Annotated in this window: 18 protein-coding genes; 9 read left to right on the top strand and 9 right to left on the bottom strand. The window is 43.2% G+C overall.

Annotation, left to right across the window (positions count from 1 at the left end; translation table 11 throughout):
* Positions 1-14: 14 nt before the first annotated feature.
* Entirely contained in the window at positions 15-1484 is a 1470-nt protein-coding gene (locus F6K53_RS26345) for a TldD/PmbA family protein (RefSeq protein ID WP_293022807.1), read from the bottom strand.
* A 165-nt stretch (positions 1485-1649) separates the two neighbouring features.
* Here F6K53_RS26345 and F6K53_RS26340 point away from each other — a divergent pair, with 165 nt between their 5' ends.
* Together F6K53_RS26340 and F6K53_RS26335 are read left to right on the top strand one after the other, a co-directional pair.
* Positions 1650-2036 (top strand): VOC family protein, encoded by a 387-nt coding sequence (locus F6K53_RS26340; RefSeq protein WP_293069461.1) that lies wholly within the window; start codon positions 1650-1652, stop codon positions 2034-2036.
* Between the two features lie 472 nt (positions 2037-2508).
* Positions 2509-3072, top strand: a complete 564-nt coding sequence (locus tag F6K53_RS26335) for a DUF29 domain-containing protein (protein ID WP_293069459.1) — start codon at positions 2509-2511, stop codon at positions 3070-3072.
* A 190-nt stretch (positions 3073-3262) separates the two neighbouring features.
* On the opposite strand, the gene F6K53_RS26330 is transcribed toward F6K53_RS26335, so the two are convergent.
* The 3 genes from F6K53_RS26330 to F6K53_RS26320 form a co-directional block, all read right to left on the bottom strand.
* On the bottom strand, positions 3263-4945 hold the full coding sequence (locus tag F6K53_RS26330; protein WP_293069457.1) for a CARDB domain-containing protein: 1683 nt from the start codon (positions 4943-4945) through the stop codon (positions 3263-3265).
* Positions 4946-6035: 1090 nt separating this feature from the next.
* The gene (cphA, locus tag F6K53_RS26325) at positions 6036-8714 is read right to left on the bottom strand and encodes a cyanophycin synthetase (protein WP_293069456.1); all 2679 of its coding nucleotides are present in this window, start codon (positions 8712-8714) and stop codon (positions 6036-6038) included.
* A gap of 414 nt (positions 8715-9128) precedes the next feature.
* Positions 9129-9980: a cyanophycinase gene (locus tag F6K53_RS26320; RefSeq protein ID WP_364303277.1), complete on the bottom strand. Its 852-nt coding sequence runs from the start codon at positions 9978-9980 to the stop codon at positions 9129-9131.
* A 214-nt stretch (positions 9981-10194) separates the two neighbouring features.
* On the opposite strand from F6K53_RS26320, the gene trmD reads away from it, so the two are divergent.
* A complete protein-coding gene (trmD, locus tag F6K53_RS26315) occupies positions 10195-10872 on the top strand; it encodes a tRNA (guanosine(37)-N1)-methyltransferase TrmD (protein ID WP_293044634.1) in 678 nt (225 codons plus the stop codon).
* Here the strand turns inward: trmD and F6K53_RS26310 are convergent.
* The 4 genes from F6K53_RS26310 to F6K53_RS26295 all read right to left on the bottom strand — a co-directional run bounded on the left by F6K53_RS26310 (position 10869) and on the right by F6K53_RS26295 (position 12974).
* Positions 10869-10994 (bottom strand): hypothetical protein, encoded by a 126-nt coding sequence (locus F6K53_RS26310; protein ID WP_293022830.1) that lies wholly within the window; start codon positions 10992-10994, stop codon positions 10869-10871. The genes trmD and F6K53_RS26310 overlap by 4 nt on opposite strands.
* A 27-nt stretch (positions 10995-11021) precedes the next feature.
* Positions 11022-12458 (bottom strand): NCS2 family permease, encoded by a 1437-nt coding sequence (locus tag F6K53_RS26305; RefSeq protein WP_293069451.1) that lies wholly within the window; start codon positions 12456-12458, stop codon positions 11022-11024.
* A gap of 16 nt (positions 12459-12474) precedes the next feature.
* The gene (locus F6K53_RS26300; protein WP_293044154.1) at positions 12475-12615 is read right to left on the bottom strand and encodes a hypothetical protein; all 141 of its coding nucleotides are present in this window, start codon (positions 12613-12615) and stop codon (positions 12475-12477) included.
* A gap of 89 nt (positions 12616-12704) precedes the next feature.
* Positions 12705-12974, bottom strand: a complete 270-nt coding sequence (locus tag F6K53_RS26295) for a hemolysin XhlA family protein (protein ID WP_293069449.1) — start codon at positions 12972-12974, stop codon at positions 12705-12707.
* Positions 12975-13429: 455 nt separating this feature from the next.
* On the opposite strand from F6K53_RS26295, the gene F6K53_RS26290 reads away from it, so the two are divergent.
* Both F6K53_RS26290 and F6K53_RS26285 read left to right on the top strand, forming a co-directional pair.
* A complete protein-coding gene (locus tag F6K53_RS26290; RefSeq protein WP_081431408.1) occupies positions 13430-15208 on the top strand; it encodes a class I SAM-dependent methyltransferase in 1779 nt (592 codons plus the stop codon).
* A 137-nt stretch (positions 15209-15345) separates the two neighbouring features.
* A complete protein-coding gene (locus F6K53_RS26285) occupies positions 15346-16131 on the top strand; it encodes a class II aldolase/adducin family protein (protein ID WP_075905080.1) in 786 nt (261 codons plus the stop codon).
* Between the two features lie 11 nt (positions 16132-16142).
* Here F6K53_RS26285 and F6K53_RS26280 read toward each other — a convergent pair whose 3' ends face one another.
* Positions 16143-17075 carry a glyoxylate/hydroxypyruvate reductase A gene (locus tag F6K53_RS26280; protein WP_293069445.1) on the bottom strand — a complete coding sequence of 311 codons (933 nt, stop codon included), beginning with the start codon at positions 17073-17075 and terminating at the stop codon, positions 16143-16145.
* A gap of 16 nt (positions 17076-17091) precedes the next feature.
* Between F6K53_RS26280 and F6K53_RS26275 the strand changes: the two genes are divergently transcribed.
* The 4 genes from F6K53_RS26275 (at position 17092) to F6K53_RS26260 (ending at position 20612) form a co-directional block, all read left to right on the top strand.
* A complete protein-coding gene (locus F6K53_RS26275) occupies positions 17092-17550 on the top strand; it encodes a hypothetical protein (RefSeq protein WP_293069443.1) in 459 nt (152 codons plus the stop codon).
* A 13-nt stretch (positions 17551-17563) separates the two neighbouring features.
* Positions 17564-18346: a class II aldolase/adducin family protein gene (locus F6K53_RS26270; RefSeq protein ID WP_229415513.1), complete on the top strand. Its 783-nt coding sequence runs from the start codon at positions 17564-17566 to the stop codon at positions 18344-18346.
* Positions 18347-18494: 148 nt separating this feature from the next.
* Complete coding sequence (locus tag F6K53_RS26265; RefSeq protein WP_075905086.1) at positions 18495-19301, top strand: hypothetical protein; 807 nt, start codon at positions 18495-18497, stop codon at positions 19299-19301.
* 102 nt (positions 19302-19403) lie between these two features.
* On the top strand, positions 19404-20612 hold the full coding sequence (locus tag F6K53_RS26260; RefSeq protein WP_293069440.1) for an LL-diaminopimelate aminotransferase: 1209 nt from the start codon (positions 19404-19406) through the stop codon (positions 20610-20612).
* Positions 20613-20768 lie beyond the last annotated feature (156 nt).

Below are 20768 nucleotides of genomic sequence, written 5' to 3'. Positions count from 1 at the left end.
GCTGCTGGGGTAACTTACCGTCCACCAACCGTAATCGAATCTACCTTGATATGAGGCTGACCGACGGTGACATAAACACTGCCGCTAATGGAACCACAGAAACCAGCGGCTAATCCTAAGTCTTTGGAACACATGGAAATCTTATTCATAATTTCCTTAGCTTCCCCAATCAGAATTGCCCCTTTCAGGGGTTTAGTGACTTTGCCATTTTCAATCAAATAGGCTTCATCGACACCAAAGTTAAATTCCCCAGTAGCACCAACACTACCACCGCCCATCCGCTTGCAGTAAATACCTTTATCGATAGACGCAAATAAATCCTCTACCTCGTAATCACCAGGAGCAATGTAGGTATTGCGCATCCGTGAAGCAGCAGCATAGGCATAATTCTGACGGCGGCCACTACCTGTTCTGGGGTGTCCAGTCAGCTGAGACCCTGCCCGGTCGGCGATAAAATTCTTCAGTATGCCATTTTCTATCAACAGAGTTCTTTGGGCTGGCATGCCCTCATCATCCATATCAATGGTTCCAAAGGCATTGTCAGATAACCCTTCATCCCAGGCAGTAAGGCTTTCGTTAGCAATCTTCTCGCCTTTTTTGTCAGCAAACGGAGTAGTTTTCCGCTCAATCTGGGTCGTTTCCAACAGATGTCCACAGGCTTCATGGAAAATTACCCCACCAAAGGAATTGGCCATGATAATCGGGTAAGTTCCAGACTCTACGTAATCCGCATAGAGCATCTTACCAGCAGATTCAGCAACTTCCTCAGCAGTACCATTATAATCCCAGGCTCTTAGAAACTCTGGGTTACCGGTACTACCAGCACGCTTGCCAATCGAAGAGCGATGGTCGCCATCAGCACATAGTAGGTTATATCCCACAGACTGAGTTAAACGAATATCTCTGGCAAAGGTGCCATCACTAGCTGCTACCAGAACTTCCTGCCAATCCCGGAAATAAATAGCCCGTCGGGATTGGACATGGCTAGCCTTGCGCTGGAGTGCCCCATTGGCATCCAGGAGTACTTCTCCCATTTCTGCCATGGAACTGCAACCGGATAGCCAAGTGTCTTTGCCTTTAGCAGTAGCGTAATCCCGCAACAGTTCCAGGTTAGTTTCTGGGATAAAGGCATTAGGGGTAGGTAATTCCAGCCCTTGAATAGACAGGGCTTTCTCCAAAGCCGCTTTTAGCCCCGAAAAGGATAGGTCATTAGTGCTAACATAGCAATCTGACTTACCCCGAAACACTCGGATACCAGCACCAGAGGAAAGGCGGGGAGAAATGCTAGTAATGGCATCATCTTCAGCAAGACAGCTGATGTAGTTGACCCGTTCTAGGAAAAACTCAATGAAATCAGCACCAGCTGCTCGTCCTAATCCCAGGAGGGTGGAAAGGGGAGCTCTCCAGCTTTCATCAAAGCTTGAGGATGTGGATTGGTATTCCAGAGTAGGTAGTTCTTTGGATAGAAGTAGGGTTGGGGGCATATATAATTTCCTTATCCTTTGGATATATATCCTTTTGATGATGGGTTTTATATCTGCCAGTCTAGCAAAATCCTCAAAAGTTGGTTGAATCTGGTTCTATACTATGGGGGATGAGCTTTCTTGATTTAAAATTATTCATCTCTTACTTAATTTCCGATTATTTTTATGAAGACTAAAGGATTTCACCATGTAGCGATTATTTGCTCATATTATGAAAAATCGAAACAGTTTTATGTGGATATTTTAGGGTTTTCGATTATTGAAGAAACCTTCCGAGCTGCTAGAAATTCTTATAAATTGGATTTACAAGTGGGTGATGGGGATAGGATTGAGTTATTTTCCTTTCCTAATCCTCCTGAACGAGTTAGTCGTCCTGAAGCTTGCGGATTGAGACATTTAGCATTTCAAGTAGATGATATTCAAGCGTCGGTGAATTATCTCAAATCCAAGGGTGTGGATGTAGAAAGGATTAGAATTGATGAGCATACTGGGAAGCGATTTACGTTTTTTCAAGACCCAGATGGATTGCCGTTAGAAATGTATGAAAGTTAAATGGAATCGGGAATCGGGAATCGGGAATCGGGAATCGGGAATCGGGAATCGGGAATCGGGAATCGGGAGCAGGGAGCAGTTCATTTATAATAGTAACCCACCCCTAACCCCTCCCAGGATGGGAAGTTAAAATATTGTATAATTTCCTAAGAAGTAAAATTTTCAAGGAAACTCAAGAAAATGTCTTGGGATAGCTACATCGATAATCTAAGAGGTTGTCTGAGAAGTCTCATTTGCTACATCCAAGCCCCCGTTGGTCCCCCGAGCGAGCAATCCCTCGGTCGGGGGACTTTTAGAAGCAAATTGACTCTTCCCCCAAAGTTGGGGGGCTAGGGGGGCAAAATTCAGTATCAAAAAACTTTTCAGATATCCTCTAATTGGACAATCTAAAGACGCTAATGGAAGGTAACAAAATAAGTATAGCTGTTTTTAGCCTAATGAGGTACAAATATTTTTTTACTTCTTCCCTCTTTTGACTTTACTGCTCCCTGCTCCCTGCTCCCTGCTCCCTGCTCCCTGCTCCCTGCTCCCTGTTCCCTGTTCCCTGTTCCCTAAAACCCAAAAACTCCTTACTAGCTTGAGAACAGCTATGACTAAAACAAGTGATCTATATTCTCTGTATGATGTTGATAATGAAAAATGGTTATTAGAAACTCTGAAACTCCTAAAAGAAAAACGACTAGGAAATCTCGACATAGAGCATTTAATTGAGGAATTAGAAGGATTGAGTCGTCGAGATAAATTAACAGTTGAAAGTTTTTTAGAACAAATTATCCGACATTTATTACTCCTGAACTATTGGCAAGAGCAATATGACTATAACGCGAACCATTGGCAAGCGGAAATTATGAGCTTTAGAACCCAACTTGAGGAGTATTTAACTCAAAACCTCCGCAATCATTTACAAGAAAATCAAGCCAAAGTTTATAAAAAAGCCTTAAAATATGTCAGAAAAAAAACCGCTATGATGATTCAATTTCCTGAAGACTGTCCCTATGCTCTCGAACAATTATTAGATCAAGATTGGCTGCCTTGAAAAGCTGATATTTAAGTAGTCAGCGGTCAGTGGTCAGCAGTCAGCGGTCAGCTTTGTGGCACAGGCTTTGGCCTTGGCCAAAAGGCCACGCGGGGCGCGTTTGGCCACGCTGTGCGAACGACCCTGGGACCTACCCATTAGCTGATAGCTGTTCGCGTAGCGTGCGCGTAGCGCATTAGCTGAATGCTTACTAAAATAAAGATTGAACTTGAAGTATTGAGTCAAAGACCACTTGATTGCTAGCAGCGCTGTCATCAAACTCATCAATAGACGTGCTAGGATCAATAAACCCAATGATGTAGTAGGAACCAGGGTTGAGGTTAGGAAAAGAACCACTCCATGTTGCGTAATCCCAATTGAAAGGATCTAAGGAGCTTATTGTATCGCTACCAAGGAACCAGTGAGAACCGCTGGAGTTAGTAACGTCATTGTCTGTAGATGCATAGAAATTGACTTCGAAGTTTCCTGATGCTGCTGTACCGTTGTTACGAGTTACAAAACGTGCAGTTAAGTTATCTCCTGGTTTAATCGAGTTAGATGAAAGGTATTCAAAGTCAGTACCAAACCATTGATCATAATCCACAAGATCAGGTTTATCTACTGGATTAGGATCGTTTGTCTTCCAATCCTCTATCAAATCGGTCATGTATTTCTGTAAGCGAATAGCTTCATTCCGATCAGAAACAATGGCTCTTGTCAGACCAATAACATATTCTGAGCTACCTTCAGAACGCCATACTGGACCACCACTATTGCCTCCAGTAGCATCAAGATGGTGTTTAATCTGATAGTTATTAGCAGAATTAATAGTACCAGAAATTGTATACATTTCCGCAGAATGATCTATTCCAGCAAAACTACCTTGCCAATTATTTTCAACAATTCCCTCACTGTTGATTGTGTTTTTAGGATACCCAGTTATATTGACATTTAAGTCGTTATACCAACTAAGATCCGAATTCCATTGCCATCCCATCCAACCAGTGTAATTACCAATATTGCGATCGAGGGTTAAGACCGCCCAATCATAATTCCAGTGATTTTCATCATCGTCAGCATCAGCAATAATTCCATCACCATCATTATCTGCTGTATAACCGTTCACCGTATGAAAAGAGGTTACACCCACTTGACCATAATATTTTTCTTGACCATCTTGACCGAGATATATGGATATTTCGTCTGCATAGCCACCATTTCCTGCAGAGTCAGAACGAGTGCTGTTGAAGATACCATGAGCTGAGGTTAGAAAATGGTGAGGACCAATCATCACCCCAGATGAACCAAACCACTCATCCCCAAACCTAGCTGTGATCAAACCTACTTTAGTCCAAGGATTGCTGGTCGTATTTGTTACCCTAGTTCTGTCATCATCACCGAAAACTCCATTTAATGAAGGATTTGGATTAGTTCCTGCTGATAGCTGTATTCCAATTTGCTGATCCTCTACGGTTAGAGTGGTGTTTGTATCCTCTTGTCCTAACAATTCTAATTCTTCAGAAGTTGACTCTGCTGCTGATGCTAAATTTGATAATCCATTTTCTTGCTCTGTGGCTGGATCTAAGGTATTAACTTGAACATCAACAACATCCTCTATGTCTTCTGGCAAAACATTGCTAAGTGTTTCCGAACTGTTACCCTCAACAAAAATTTTGTAGTCACCGTCAATAGTTAACCGTTTATAGTCTCTTGCTCCACCATTGAAGTAATCAGAGTCTACTCGTACTAAAACATCATTACGCCATCCGGTCAGAGTATCATAACCAAGATTTCCTTCTGAATAATCGTCATCACGAGGAGTTACTAAATATAATCCAGAGTCAAGTTGCTCGTCGTAGTCTAAACCGTAATTAGTAGATTTTAACCCAGTCATTGCTATTACCTCTAACGTTTGAATTAAGTAGAACTTGTGTATTTCTGAGCAACCGATTACTAACTGCCATGACTACCCTAGTGGTAAGCATTAAGCAATTAGTGCATTAGCTGAAGGCTGAGTGCTGATAGCTGATGCAGGAAGTATCTATAGACTGATCAGGCCAAACACCAAAAGTTATGCAGTAAACTTTCAATATGTTGACAGTTACAGATTCCAAAAAAAATCACAAAAATGCCTCTGTTAGTAGCGAGTAAAAACCTTATTAGTCAAAGCTAGTAAATCGTAATTTTATTGGTTATTGGTTTATTCATTAACCGGTCAGTTCATCTAAAAATCAAGCATATCAAGTCAATTAATTAGCCCATCTAGACCCCAAGACTCACGCGAGAACCATGAACTGACCTATCGAAGACAGATAGTTTGAAGCTGGATTTAAGTAATTAGTTAGGAGTTTTATAAACTTTTGGTATTGATGGCTTACTTATATCCAATCAAATTTTATATCTAACTCAGAGAAAATTTATAAATTTCACGGAAAACTCACTAAACCTTTAACTATATAAAGCTTTGATAAAGATGAGATAAAATATGCATATTTTATCCATTTTTGCACAATGGATGTAATCTATAGCGTTTCTCATAGTTATGAGGTACATTCAATTTTTCCATGGGCCATTCCCTACTCCCTACTCACTACTCTGTGAAACCTAGGACGAAGTACCTGACCCAATTGAGAAACGCTATAATATATTGACATCTCCACTAGAAATGGTAGAGAACACAAATTAACCACTAGTAGCCATTTGCTGTTAAAGAAGTCATACCACCCACATCAAGGTTCGATCCCATGGCTGTATAAAACGCGATGTTCTGAAGGAACATCGCGTTTTATACTTTGGGCTAATCCCATCTAGGGATCACCTTCACTCAATCTTCTGTAGCCCAGCACCTCAATGCGATCGCAAACAACCGTCATCCTTCAACCTACCCTAAGGCAAGGCCAATAACCTTCAACCTTTAACCTTCAACCTTTAACCTTCAACTTTAAACATTCAACCAATACCATTCAACCAATACCAACCGCAACTTAATTGACCACCGATGGCTTCAACTCATCTTCGGTGTCAGCACTGGTTGCCTTAAGGCCATTATCCGGCAAGGGATGACGAGCCTCAATGAGTTTGATCGCACGACTGACACTTTCTGGCAGAATCACCACTAAACCACCATCAGCCACTTTATCCAAACCCCTATCAATTGCCTCTGTTTCGTTGAGGATAATCTCATAGTTGGACTCGCGATTTTCCTCTCGTATGCCCTTACGAATTAACTCAGCTGCATCACCACTGGGACGTCCTCTTAAGTCATCATCTTCTTTGATAATAATCCTGTCAAAGATTTTTGCTGAGAGTCGTCCTAATTCAATAAAGTCTTCATCCCGGCGATCCCCAGGACCACCCACAACCCCAAAGCGCTCTCCCGGCCAGTTGCGCACAAAACTACCCAATGCCTCGTAACTAGCTGCATTGTGGGCATAATCCACTAGAGCATGATAACTGCCAAGATTGAACAAATTCATTCGTCCGGGTGTCTGGTCTACAGAAGCCCGAAATGTGGTCAATGCCTTTCGAATGGCCTCAATCGAGACTCCTTGAGCAAAGGCAGCGAGACTCGCAGCTAGAGCATTAGCAATCATAAAAGGTGCCCGTCCCCCAATTGTCACTGGCACATTAACTGCCTGCTCAATCCGCAGGGTCCAATCCCCTTTGATGATAGATAAATAACCATTTTCGTAAACCGCCGCCAGACCACCACCACTAGTGTGATTTTTGACCAACTCATTCTCTGAGTTCATCGAGAAATAAGCCACTTGACCCTTTACCTTTTCTGCCATTGCTCTGACTAGGGGGTCATCAGCATTGAGGATAGCATAGCCCTTCGGACTCACCACTTCCGCCACAACACTCTTCACCTTGGCCATCTGTTCAATGGTGTCGATGTCTCCAATTCCCAAGTGGTCAGCGGAGACATTTAAAACCACCCCAATATCACATTTGTCAAAGGCCAAGCCAGAACGCAGGATACCGCCCCGGGCAGTTTCGAGGACTGCCACCTCAACTGTAGGGTCTCTGAGAATTACCTGAGCACTTTGGGGTCCAGTGGTATCACCTTTTTCCACCATATATTCATCAATGTAGATGCCATCTGTAGTGGTATAGCCCACAACCTGTCCAGTTTGGCGATAGATATGGGCAATTAAGCGGGTTGTCGTGGTTTTCCCATTGGTACCTGTAATCGCGATGATGGGAATACGGTTAGGTTGCCCATTTGGGAAGAGCATATCTAGGACTGGTGCTGCCACATTCCGGGGCTGACCTTGACTAGGACAAACATGCATCCTAAAGCCAGGGGCAGCATTCACCTCAACCACCACCCCATCAGCTTCCCGTAAAGGCTTAGTGATATCGGAGGTGACAATATCAATTCCAGCAATATCCAGACCAATAATTTTGGCAACCCGCTGTGCCAGCCAGATAGTTTCTGGATGGATGTTATCGGTGTGGTCTACAGCAATACCCCCAGTGCTGAGATTGGCAGTTTCCCGCAAGTAACAAACTTCCCCCTTTCTGGGTATACTGTCCAATCTGTACCCTTGCTTCTTCAATACACTGTCACTGGTAGCGTCTAACACAATTTTAGTCAAGAGATTGTCGTGTCCCTCACCGCGATGGGGATCAAGGTTAGTTTGCTCAATCAGTTCCTCAATCGTAGACCTACCATTCCCCACCACATGGGCAGGGATACGCTCTGCTACCGCTACTACCTTGCCATTGACCACAAGAATCCGGTGGTCAAAACCTTTATAATAGCGCTCCACAATCACAGAGCGGGAGACTTCTTTGGCGGTCTTATAGGCAGTCTGCGCCTCTTCCCAGCTATTAATATCGAGGGTAATGCCTCGTCCATGATTCCCATTCAGGGGTTTAATCACAATCGGGTAGCCACCTACATACTCAATTGCCCCTTCCAACTCATCTAGGAATCGAATCGTTGTCCCCCGGGGAACCGGTACACCAGCATCCCTCAGGATTTGTTTGGTACCTTCTTTATCACAAGCCAACTCAACCCCTAAAATCCCTGAATAATCACTCAATGTGGCTTGAATCCGCTTTTGGTGGACACCGTAGCCCAGTTGAATCATCGCTCTCGCGCTCAGCTGCATCCAGGGAATTTCTCTGGCTTCGGCTTCCTTAACCAGGGATTGAGTGCTTGGTCCTAAAGCTGAATTATTAGCCAGTTCTTGTAAATCTTTCAGGTCTTGTTCTAATTCACTTTGGGGATAGGTTTGCTTATCAATGATGCTACGACACAGCCGCACAGCTGCCCTAGCGGCATAACGACCCACCTGCTCATCAATGTACTCAAATATGACCTGGTAGACTCCTGGTGTCGCTGTTTCCCTAGTGCGACCAAATCCAACCCCCATGCCTGCCAGATCTTGTAGTTCTAGGGCAACGTGTTCAATGATGTGCCCCATCATGGTGCCTCTGGCAACCCGAGCAAGGAATCCCCCCCGGACACCAGGGGAACAGAAATGCTCTTCCAGACTGGGTAGGACAGTCTTTAGTCCCTTATAGAAGCCAGGAATCTCGTTGGAGGGGGTATTTGCCAATTCCTCTAAATCGAGACGCATGACAATAAGTTTGTGATGTCCAATACTCCAATAATTAGGGCCACGTAAAGTCTGGATTCTCAGAATTCTCATATCAACTGAAACTTCGGTGGTGATGCTCGCTGAATGTGCAAGGAAGCCTAAAGACGCAATTCATCAAATAAAATTCGCCTTTATCGCCTACTTTGGCACATTATGAGACGATTGGCACGCTTGAAAAGTCTAGCTCCAATCCGGGAATCAGGGGATCCGGTAGGCTGGTGATTAGATTTGGGATAATCTTATTATTATCAACCTTGGAGATAAAAAAAACTGTTCACACAGAACAGTTTTTTCAAAATTCTCCATAATTATCCATTGCACCCAGCAAGTCCTCAGATGAGTTCCCCCAACTACAGTCATGAGGAAAACCCCTGATTAAGGCGCTGCATCCCTTGGCACAGGGCAGGTAAAGCCATACTCAAAAGTGTGGGCTGGTTATTGCGCTTGTTGTCCAGGAGGTAAGGTTTAGCTTTCTACTGCGAATAACGAACGCTTGTGAAAGTGGTAGCGATCGCCATGACACAGAACATGCACTCGCAGATTGTGGATACTGATCGGGTCGTTATGACCAATCTTAGGCTGGTTGGTGTAAGACATTTCCTTGGGATCAATAATTGTGACAGTGCCTTTACCCATCACTTCTAACCAACCATTTTTTTCAAACAAAGCACAGGTATCTTCATCGATTCCGATGGCCAATCGCTCCGGATGTTCCGAAATAGCACTGATCAGGCGTGCCATACGATTCCGATGGTGGAAATGTTGATCGACAATCACCTCTGGAATGATTCCTAAGCCCATGGTTATATCCACCAAAGAACGATTAGGAAACTCACCACTACCACCACCAGCAATCATGTGATGACCCATAACTGCAGCCCCAGCACTTGTCCCAGCTATGGTAATCTCGCTCTGATGAACCCGCTGCCGAACTTTTTCCATTAAGGGGGTATCGGCTAGTAGCCCGCACAAGCGTAGTTGGTCACCTCCAGTCATGAATACCCCGGTACAGATTTCCAAGTACTCTAGTAAGTCTTGGTTTTCTGCTTGATAGCGATCGCGTATATCTAGCAACCGAATTTCCTCGGCTCCCATGTCTTGAAAGATGCGTTGATAGCGACTGCCAATCACGCTTGGTTCTCTGGAGGCTGAAGGGATAATGGCAAGGCGAGCATTAGTTCCTCCAGCACGCCGAAAAAAAGTTTGCAGGATCTCTCGTCCGTGAACTTTATCTTCAGCGCCGCCGATTACCAAAATAGCTGGTTGAGTGGACTTAGGCATCCTCATTATTTGCAATTGAGATTCTAACTGCTGCATTATATTAGTAATGGGCATGAGGTGAGTTGAATACTTTTGAGTAGTGCTTTTTAGTTAAAATGCCACATTATAGCAATTTTTCCGTTGAATCCGTGATTTTTTAATGATATTCACGCATTATAGCCTTACCATTTATGCATAATCACTGATTATGTATGTTACCCTCTTCTGACAGGATTCTTAGCTCCAGACCCCAAACCCCCCTTAACTCCTTGTGCGATTTGACATTATCACTCTGTTTCCGGATTTCTTCACCTCTCCCCTGAGTTCAGGGCTGCTTGGTAAGGCACTCCTCAAACAAATAGCCGAAGTGCATCTGATCAACCCCCGAGACTTTGCTACTGACAAGCATCGACGAGTTGATGATGAACCCTACGGTGGTGGCGTAGGAATGTTGATGAAACCAGAGCCGATTTTTGCGGCTGTAGAGTCTTTACCCATTTTACCACAGCGTGATGTCATCTTAATGACTCCCCAGGGGCAACCCATGAAACAGCAATTGTTCAAAGAATTGGCCACAGGTTATGATCAGCTGGTGATAATTTGTGGACACTACGAAGGTGTGGATGAGCGGGTATTACACTTAGTCACCCGAGAGGTATCACTGGGGGATTTTGTCTTAACCTGTGGAGAAATCCCTGCCCTAGCCATGATTAACGGTGTCACCCGGTTGCTACCAGGAACAGTAGGCAAAGCCGAATCCCTTAAATTAGAAAGCTTTGAAGCCGGGTTACTGGACTATCCTCAGTACACCAGACCTGCTGAGTTTCGGGGATGGAAGGTTCCAGAGGTTCTGTTATCAGGACATCATGGGGAAATTGACCGTTGGCGTAAAGAGCAGCAAATTCAGAGAACCAAAGAACGCCGTCCTGATTTGTTTGACACTCTCTAAATAGCAAAGGGAACAGGGAGTAGGGAGTAGGGAGTAGGGAATCGGGAATCGGGAGTAGGGAATCGGGAATCGGGAGTAGGGAATCGGGAATCGGGAATCGGGAATCGGGCATGGCTTGTCAAATGAAAATGGTATATAAAAAGAGATTGTCAAGCTCCTACTAAGGCAAACTTTAAGATAAATACTGTTGCTAAAATCCACATGGTAATAGTCGTTTCGTGAACTTTACCCTGAAAAGCCTTCAACAGAGGAAAGGTAATTAAACCGACAGCTAAGCCATCAGCAATCGAATAACTTAAAGGCATGATCAAGATGGTGAGAAATGAGGGAATTGACTCGGCTGGATCGTCCCAATGGATTTTTCTAACACTTGGGATCATCAACACTCCAACCATGACTAAGGCTGGTGCTGTGGCAAAGCTGGGAATGGCAGATAGAAAGGGAATGAAAACTATGGATAGGGCAAATAAAATGGCAGTAACAACGGCAGTCAAGCCAGTGCGTCCCCCTTCCAATAGTCCTGATGCGGACTCAATATAGGTGGTTACGGTAGAGGTGCCGAAGATTGCCCCAGCAGTAGTACCGATTGCATCTGCCATAAAGGCTCGGGACCCATGGGTAAATTGCCCCTTTTGATTGAGATAACCGGCTTTGACTCCCAGTCCAGTTAGGGTACCAACGGTATCAAACAGATCCACAAACAGTAGCACAAATAGGATACTCAGTAGTTCCCAGATATTGGTCTGAACTACCTGTGACAGACCTACAAATGCCTGACCCAGTAAATCTCCTGGCCACTGGGGTAAGGCAACAATTCCTTGTGGCCAAGGGGCTATACCCAAAATCCATGCCAGTAATGCGGTGGCAATAATACCCCACAGCAGTGCTCCGGTAATGCGTCGAGCGATCAAGGCTGAGGTAATTAGAATCCCGACAATGGTGACTAATGTGGCTGGCTGAGTCAACTCTCCCAAGGTAGTGGTAGTTGCCTGAGACTGAGCAATGATACCTGAACTATTGAGACCAATATAAGCAATAAATAAACCAATGCCTGTGGTGGTGGCTTGTTTAATACATTCGGGAATTCCAGTCACAATTTTACGGCGAACCCCAGTCACCGTCAGCACTATAAAAATTAGTCCTTCAATCAAAACAGCAGCCAGAGCAACCCGCCAATCGATGCCTAAACCCAACACTACTGAAAAGGTAAAGTAGGCATTGAGACCCATGCCTGGTGCTAGGGCAAATGGATATTTGGCATAGAGTCCCATCACTAGGGTTGCCAAAGCAGCTGAAATACCCGTGGCAATCACTAGTTCCCCAAACAAATCCTTGGGTTGTTGGAGGAAAATGGCATTAGACAAAATATCGGGATTGACCACCAGAATGTATGCCATGGTGACAAAGGTGGTTACTCCCGCCAGAATCTCGGTACTAAGTTTGGCTTGGTGTTGATCAAATTGGAAGAATTTAGCGATCGCGTTCGCGCAGCGTCGGCTCTGCCGAAAGCGTGACCAAAGGTCAATCCCATTGGTATCTTCCACGACTTTACGGGGTTCAGTGAACGGGTCAGATTCTGGCGTCATGGCAAGGCAAGGGTAATCAATCTGCTGCTAGCATAGTGGTTTTTTGGCAAATGCGATCGCGTAATCTAAATCTGTAACCTCGGCGTTGCGTCAGTCTTTGAATGAATAGGAGTAGAGTGGGCATCCTGCCCGCCCCAAAAGTACGCCGGACAGGCAAGATGCCTATTCCACCTCACTCTTAAAATCATTCCATTATTAAGCAACGCTGTAACCTCTGCTGGCTCCAATCTATCCTTTGAGAATAGATTAGGGTTTACCTGAAATAACAACACGACCAACAGCTACCAGAAAAGCGCCAACTGCTGTGAACAAAATGCCGATCAATGTCCAAATTTGTGCCTTGGTTGAACCTTTTAATTCTTTGATATCCGTTGCGGTCGCGTCTACTTGTGTCTCTACTTTTATTAGTCTTTCGTTTATCTTATTGACATCTTTTTGAAGGCTGTCTAGCTTCCCGTTTATGTCTTTTAAGACTTCCTCTAAGGAGTAAGTAATTGTTATGGGTGTCTCGCTCATGGGTTAAATTTCTATTATAGATATATTTTGCTGATGTCCCCTAGTAGGCAACTAGGGGACTGTCTTTATTATCCACTTTATGCTGACACTGAGTGAAGCCTCTGCAGCTGCTTTGACTGCATTCCGGGAGGAGCCTCGTAACTATTAATAGCGCTCAGCTTCCCTTCCCCTCACTGCTGACTCCCTTCTTGGTTGCAAAATTTAACTAAATTTAACAAAGTTTAAATTTACCATCAAATTAAGCATTATATCAATAAAATACAGTTAATTTTTGTAATAAAGTAAATCATTGATAAATGATTTACTGACAGCTGACGGCTGAAAGTTGACGTCATTTCAGACACCCTTGACTTTTGTTGCCAAATCTTGAAATAATAAAATCTGATTGTAGAATAGCTTAGAGTTGTTCTGTGATTTTGACTGATTTGGTCTTAATCCTCACATAATTTTTTTCAATGAAAATCCAGTATAAATCTCTCGAAAACCCTACATCCTCGGCAAGTGAGCGTCACTCGCCACACCATCAAAAATTTGTCGCTCCGCCACTGGATGATAAGTTTTACGCCGAGAGTTATGAGTTACGCAAGGCAGCTTCGACGATGACAGTTGCTGCCATTGAGTGGTTCCGCAATAATGTAACAGTATTACTGGAGGGAAGTTATTCACCCTCACACCAAGACGATACCTTATCGGTACTCAGTATTGGCAGTGGCGAAGGTGATATTGATCTTGAAATCATACAGAGCCTGATTCCCAGGCTTAATCCACGGTGGAAGCAGTTAAACTATGTAGCACTTGAACCGAATCCGATCCATCGCGGACGCTTTCTAGAACGGCTCGACCAGGCATCTTTAGGCGAAAATGTAGAGGTGTCGGTGCGTGATGACTATTTTGAACCCGGTAAGTTTGAAAGCCAACAGAAGTACGATTTGGTTCTGTTGACCCACGTTTTATACTACTTTGACGAGCCTTACCAAGCAATTCAGAGCGCCCTAACTCAAACCAAGGAAGGCGGACAGGTGGTAATTGTCCACCAAACAGCTACAGGTATCCCTCAAATCCAGCGCGAGCATATGCTGGAAGCAAAAGGTAACCAAAATGAGATGTTCACAGCACAGGACATTAGAAATTTACTGGATACTCAATCTCATCAGCATCAGTATCACCATGTCCATGCTCGCCTGGATGTGACGGAATGCCTCCAAGGCTTGGAAAATGGCGTCAAAATTATGTCATTTTGTATGGAATGCGATTTGCGCCAGCTTCAGGAAGCCAAATTTTTCAAGATTCTCCAGGGATTTTGGAGGTTGGCTGAGATTGAGGACAGTGGAAAAGCATTTATAAATGAACCGATTGGGGTTTTTGTATTGCCAGCTCCCAGTGTTACTGTTCAACAAAGAAGTCCAGAAGACCAAGATCCAGTAATTGATTATTGGCAGTTGGCGCAGCGTTTCGACTGGTCGGGTACTTTCTTATCACAATATCAACGAGGAAAATCTTCGTCTGATCTCAGATTACTGGATGTTGCCTGTGGCACAGGGCGCTGGTTGGAAGCTTTTAGTCACTATATCCAACTTGATCAAGGAATTGATAATGTTGTCTACGATTGCTTAGACCCTTGTGGGAGTTCACTGTCTCAAGCGAGTAAAAAAATTCCTCTTCTTTTCCAGCGAGGTAACCAATATGTTAATACAATTCAAGGAGCAAAGCTGGAAAGTAATGCTTACGACCTGTTGTGGTCGATGCACGGCTTTTATATGATTCCACGCCAAGACTTGAAACCTGTGTTGAAAAAGTGTGCTAGTTTGCTGAATGATACGGGAGTTGGATTTATTGGTTTGGCTACTCGTAAATCTTTCTACGTGGATTTCTACGAGCAATACCTGCAAATTTTTAAAGATGGAAAAGGCGAAGGATTTACCTCTGCGGAAGATGTGATCGAGAGTTTGGGTGAATGTGGGATTCAGCATCAAGTCCATAGGATATTCTATGAAGAGCCCATAAAAGCTGATGACTACGCAGCCTTAGAGCATTACATCAAGAATGAGGCAACAGTTAACTGCTTTAACAAGGATAAGGAAGCAGAGCAGTTATCTGAATCAAAAAATATTACCTTGGAAGATTTGCTCTCTCATCCGGAGATGGAACGATATCTAAACTCATTGCTCAGAAACTCCGTCTATTACTTTCCTGAGGAGATCTGGCTGATCTCGTTTAATGGTAGCCAGTGTTAATCGGTTTCTATTTTTTACCAAAGTAAGGAATGCCTGAATTTTCATTCCTTCAAACATCTGCTGTACCCAGCCCAGTAGTACAGCAGTCCTGTTTCCTTTGAATACCGATGTGATCACAAAGCAAAAGACATGGAAGTATGAGTGTACAGATAACAAGCTCTAACATCAGGAATCCGATAGCCAAGTCCTACTCCCAGGATGAACAAAACTTGCGCGAAGACCTTGCTGCTGCTTACCGCTTGGTTCACTACTACGGGATGACGGAGACGATCCATAGCCATATTTCAGTACGCATTCAGTCCGAACCAGCTATATTCCTAATCAATCCCTATGGTATGCTGTTCGATGAAATCCGTGCATCAGATCTAGTGCGAGTTGATGTCAATGGTAACAAAATCGATGCTACAGACGCTGAAGTAAATCAGGCAGGATTCACCATCCATAGCGCCATTCATTTAGGTTGTCCTGATGCTCATGCGATCGCCCACACCCATACTGTAAGTGGCATGGCGGTTGCTGCGATGGAAGAGGGTCTGTTGCCACTTAACCAAGCTTCCATGGAGTTCTATAATCGTGTTGCCTACCATGACTATGAGGGGATCTCACTCGACCTTGATGAGCGCGATCGCCTGGTTGCATCCCTAGGACAGAAGAACTGTTTAATCCTGCGGAACCACGGGCTTTTAACTGTGGGTCGAACCGTTGCAGAAGCACTTTACTATATGTACAACCTGAATAAGGCATGCGAGATCCAAGTCAATGTGCTAGGTACTAGCACCAAGCCGATCCTGCCATCACCTGAGATTTGTGAACATACAGCCCGCCAGTTTGAGGAGCCAACCTTCTACAACCAGGAGGTCGCCAGGATATGGGAAGCCAATCGCCGTTTGCTTGACCGGCTCGATCCCTCATATCGTCAGTAATAATGGGAACCTTAGTAACCTTGTTCACAATTCACCACATTCTTCAAAGGAAGACCATCACGAAGGCAACAAATAGCCTCTACAATCGGTTTTGTCCAGTACTCAGAATCAGTTTGAGTTGCTACATGGGGTGTTATTGTAATTTGAGGGTGTGACCAAAATGGATGATTTTCATGCAAAGGTTCCCTAGAGAAAACATCCAGACAAGCACCTGAAAGTTGACCTGAATCTAATGCTTCTAATAAATCTTTTTCTACTAAATGTTGCCCTCGTGCAACATTAATCAAATAACTTCCTTTAGGCATGGCGGAAAATGTTTCACGATTAAGAATCCCTTCTGTTTTTGGAGTTAAGGGAAGTAAACACACCAGCACTCGACATTTACTCAAGCAAAGTTTTAACTGGTCTGGTCCATGAAAACACTCTATACCATCGATGTTCTTTGGTGTCCGACTCCAACCCCGAATCGGGAAACCAAGAGTCTTGAGTTTACCAGCAGCATCTGTTCCAAGCACACCAAGACCTAAAATTCCTATAGTACAGGAGCTGGTTTCTGGTAGAGGTAAAGGGTCCCAATGTCCCGCTTTTTGAAATGTTTGATATGTAAATGCTTGTCTGTGAAAACGAAGAACAGCTAACAAGATGTATTCACTCATTCTTGATGTCACATAAGGTTCAACAATACGAACAATTGGCACATTGTGGGGAAGATGGGGGTCTCGTAAAATCTCTTCGACTCCAGCCCCGAAGGAAATAATTCCCTTAAGCTTGGGAAATTTTTCCATTATTCCTAGAGGAGGCTTCCATGTTAATATGGCTTCTATTTTCTCTGGGTTCTCAACTTCTGGCCAGATCTGGACATCGAGCTCTGGTATACTTGCCTTGAGTTCTGTAACCAATAGTGCCAGATTTTCAGCTTCATAAATTATAAGTATTGAAAACATAACTAAAACCCTAAATATGACTACAACAAATCCGAATCTGAGTAAATTGTTTGTTTCTGATACCTTCGCCGATATGATTAAAAACAAGCTAATGAAGAAGATGGAAGCTCATCAAGCATCCAATCCCCAAAAAGAACTATACATTATGGCCTGGGGCGAAGGATTTACCTCGGCGGAAGATGTGATCGAGAGTCTGGGTGAATGTGGGATTCAGCATCAAGTCCATAGAATATTCTATGAAGAGCCCATCAAGGCTGATGACTATGCAGCCTTAGAGCATTACATCAAGAATGAGGCAACAGTTAACTGCTTTAACAAGGATAAGGAAGCAGAGCAGTTATCTGAATCAAAAAATATTACCTTGGAGGATTTGCTCTCTCATCCGGAGATGGAACGATACCTAAACTCATTGCTCAGAAACTCTGTCTATTACTTTCCTGAGGAGATTTTGCTGATTTCATTTAATGCTAATTAATTTAGGTGGAACTATGAATACAAAAATGAGCACCCTTAAAACCAGGGAAACTTTAACTAAGTCCTACTGTCAGGATGAACAAAACTTGCGCGAAGACCTTGCTGCTGCTTACCGCTTGATTGACTACTACGGGATGTCAGACATGATCTACGGTCATATTTCCCTGCGCATTAATGAGGAACCACCAATATTTCTCCTAAAACCGCATTATCTATTTTTCGATGAAGTATGTGCATCAAATTTGGTCGCAGTTGATGGCAATGGTAATAAAATCAACCCTACAGACGCGGACATAAGTCCAGCAGGATTCACTATACACAGCGCCATTCATTTAGAACGTCCTGATGCCAATGTAATCCTACACACCCATAGTGTTAATGGGATGTCAGTTGCTGCTATGAAAGAGGGGCTGTTACCCCTTGACCAGATATCGATGGCGTTCTACAATCGCATTGCCTACCATGACTACGAGGGGATATCATTTGACCTTGATGAACGCGATCGCATCTTTGCATCGATCGGACAAAAGAAATTCTTGATCATGAGAAACCACGGGCTTTTAACTGTGGGTCGAACCGTTGCCGAAGCGTTCTACTATATGTATTATCTCAACAAAGCCTGCGAGGTTCAAGTCAATGTGCTTCGTTCTGGTGCTAAGCCTAACATTCCACCACCGGAAGTTTGCGAACATACAGCACGCCAGTATGAAGAACCCAGCTATTACGATGAGATCTTAGGCAACTGGAAAGCCAATCGCCGTTTACTTGATCGGCTCGATCCGTCAGATCGTGAGTAGTCGTCTTTCCTCTGTTCACAAATTATTTGAAAATAAGCTGTTCAGCATTTAGATTCGGATCCGCAAATTCTCGAAAGGAAACAGGGAAATGGGAAACAGAAGATTCACAATTTAAATGTCGAATAGCTTACTGTATTAGCGTTTCATTATGAATATCAATTTACCTAAAAATCATTTCAAAGAACAATCTAAGATAATAGCGTTATGGGGCGCACCTAGATGTGTAACCACTGCTTTTGAGAAGACTTTTAGTCAACGTCCAGATACAGAAATTTTTCACGAGCCTTTTAGCGATACTTATTACTTTAGTAAATGGCGACGTTCCAATCGATTTGGTGATTATCGAGATAAGCTAAATCATGACTGTGCCACAGTAATTAAAGAAATACAATTAAAAGCGCAGGTAATGCCCATAGTCTTCGTTAAAGATTTTCCGTTTCAAGTTTTGCCCTATCTTGATGAGAATATTCAAGAATTTCTTGGCTCTGTTATCAACACATTTATAATTCGCCATCCTCATGAAGTCTTAGCTTCATTGTACAAAACCAAGCAAAAACTTATAGAACAGGGGTTTGACCCAAAATTTACGGAAGAAGAATTTGGTTTCAATTCATTATATAAGATGTTTCAGATAGTAACTAAAGAATTGAGACAACAACCAATTGTTGTTGAAGCCAATCGCTTTCGCCAGAATCCAAAGAAGATTTTGATTAATTATTGTCAACAAATTGAAATCACCTTCACGCCTAAGATGCTAACTTGGGAAAATGGCAGATTAAAACAATGGAATCCTCATGAAGCCAAAATCCATGATTGTTATCACGAAACTTTAAATAATACCACTCAAATCAATCCTCCAAAAGAAATTAATCTACAGATTAGATCCGAACACTTAGACATGGTTGAAAAAGCAGTAAATGTTTATAACAAGCTTTTTGCTTATATAAGCACCTAGACACAATTAATTTGTATGCTTGCCTTAAGTTCTGTAATCAATAGTTCCAGATTTTCAGCTTCATAAATTATAAGTATTGAAAACATAACTAAAAACTTAAATATGACTACAACAAATCAGAATCTGAAGAAATTGTTTGTTTCTGATACCTTCGCCGATATGATCAAAAACAAGCTAATGAAGAAGATGGAAGCTCATCAAGCATCCAATCCCCAAAAAGAACTATACATTATGGCCTGGGGTGACACAACTCAGCCTTTAGCACCAAAAGTGGTTGACGCTTTAGTGGATGCTGCCACTAAGCTAGGAGATCGCTCAACCTATACAGGATATGGGGAATTTGACGGAAATATTAAGCTGAGAGAGGCGATCTGCAACAACTACTACAAGCCTCGTGGAATTGACCTAAAACCAGAGGAGATTTTTGTTAGTGATGGGGCGCAGTCAGGTACTTTTGGTCTTCAGGATCTCTTTGGTCTAGATAATGTTATTGCCCTACAAGACCCGATTTATCCCCCATATTTAGAAGCAAATCTGTTGGCAGGTAGAAGTAATATTATCTACCTAGAGTGCAACGATCATAATAATTTTGTTCCAGATATTCCTACATCGAAGGTGGATATAATTTACCTATGTTTTCCTAATAATCCTACAGGAGGAGTTGCCACTAAAGAACAACTCAAAGCTTTTGTTGACTATGCCAGAAGTCACAAGTCTGTGATTATTTTTGATGCTGTTTATAGTGCTTTTATTACCGACCCTAACATTCCTAAAAGTATTTATGAAATAGAAGGTGCAACTGAATGTGCCATCGAAGTTGGTAGTTTTTCCAAAACGGCTGGATTCTCTGGATTAAGATTAGGTTGGTCTGTGCTTCCGGTTGCCCTAACCCTTGAAAGCACTGTGCCAGGAGAGTTGAATGAAATGTTTAGAATTGGTCAATCTATCCGGTTTTGGGGTGCTTCTAATATAGCACAACAAGGGGGCATTGCGGCTTTGTCCGAGCAGTGCCAACAAGAATGCCAAGAAATTGTTAACTATTACCTGGAAAATGCCAGAATCCTCAAGGAAGGTTTAGAAGCTTTTGGACTGACTTGTTTTGGTGGCACTAATAATCCCTATATATGGGTCAAAGGAGCGGAGGGAATGACGTCTTGGGACGTCTTTAACCAACTGTTGTTTAAAGCAGGGATTGTTGGGGTACCTGGTAGCTTATTTGGTCCGAGTGGTGAAGGTTTCTTACGTCTAAGTACTTTATGTAGCCGAGAAAATATAGAAAAGGCGATAGAAAAGGCTATGGAGAAGCTTTAAATCAAGCTTTAAATCAGTGACCAGCCCCTGAGGCTTAATTCGGAATTCGGAATAAGGAGTGTGGACCGGATCAAAGGTATACCGCTGGGTACTTCGGATCTCGCAACTTTGGACAAGAGAACAACGATCCCTAAACTCATTGATCAGAAACTCCTT

Origin of the sequence: Moorena sp. SIO4A1 (assembly GCF_010672065.1) — a bacterium.
Classification (GTDB): Bacteria; Cyanobacteriota; Cyanobacteriia; order Cyanobacteriales; family Coleofasciculaceae; genus Moorena.
The sequence above is the reverse complement of the archived record's forward strand: the minus strand, read 5'-3'. Positions and strand labels throughout refer to the sequence as shown.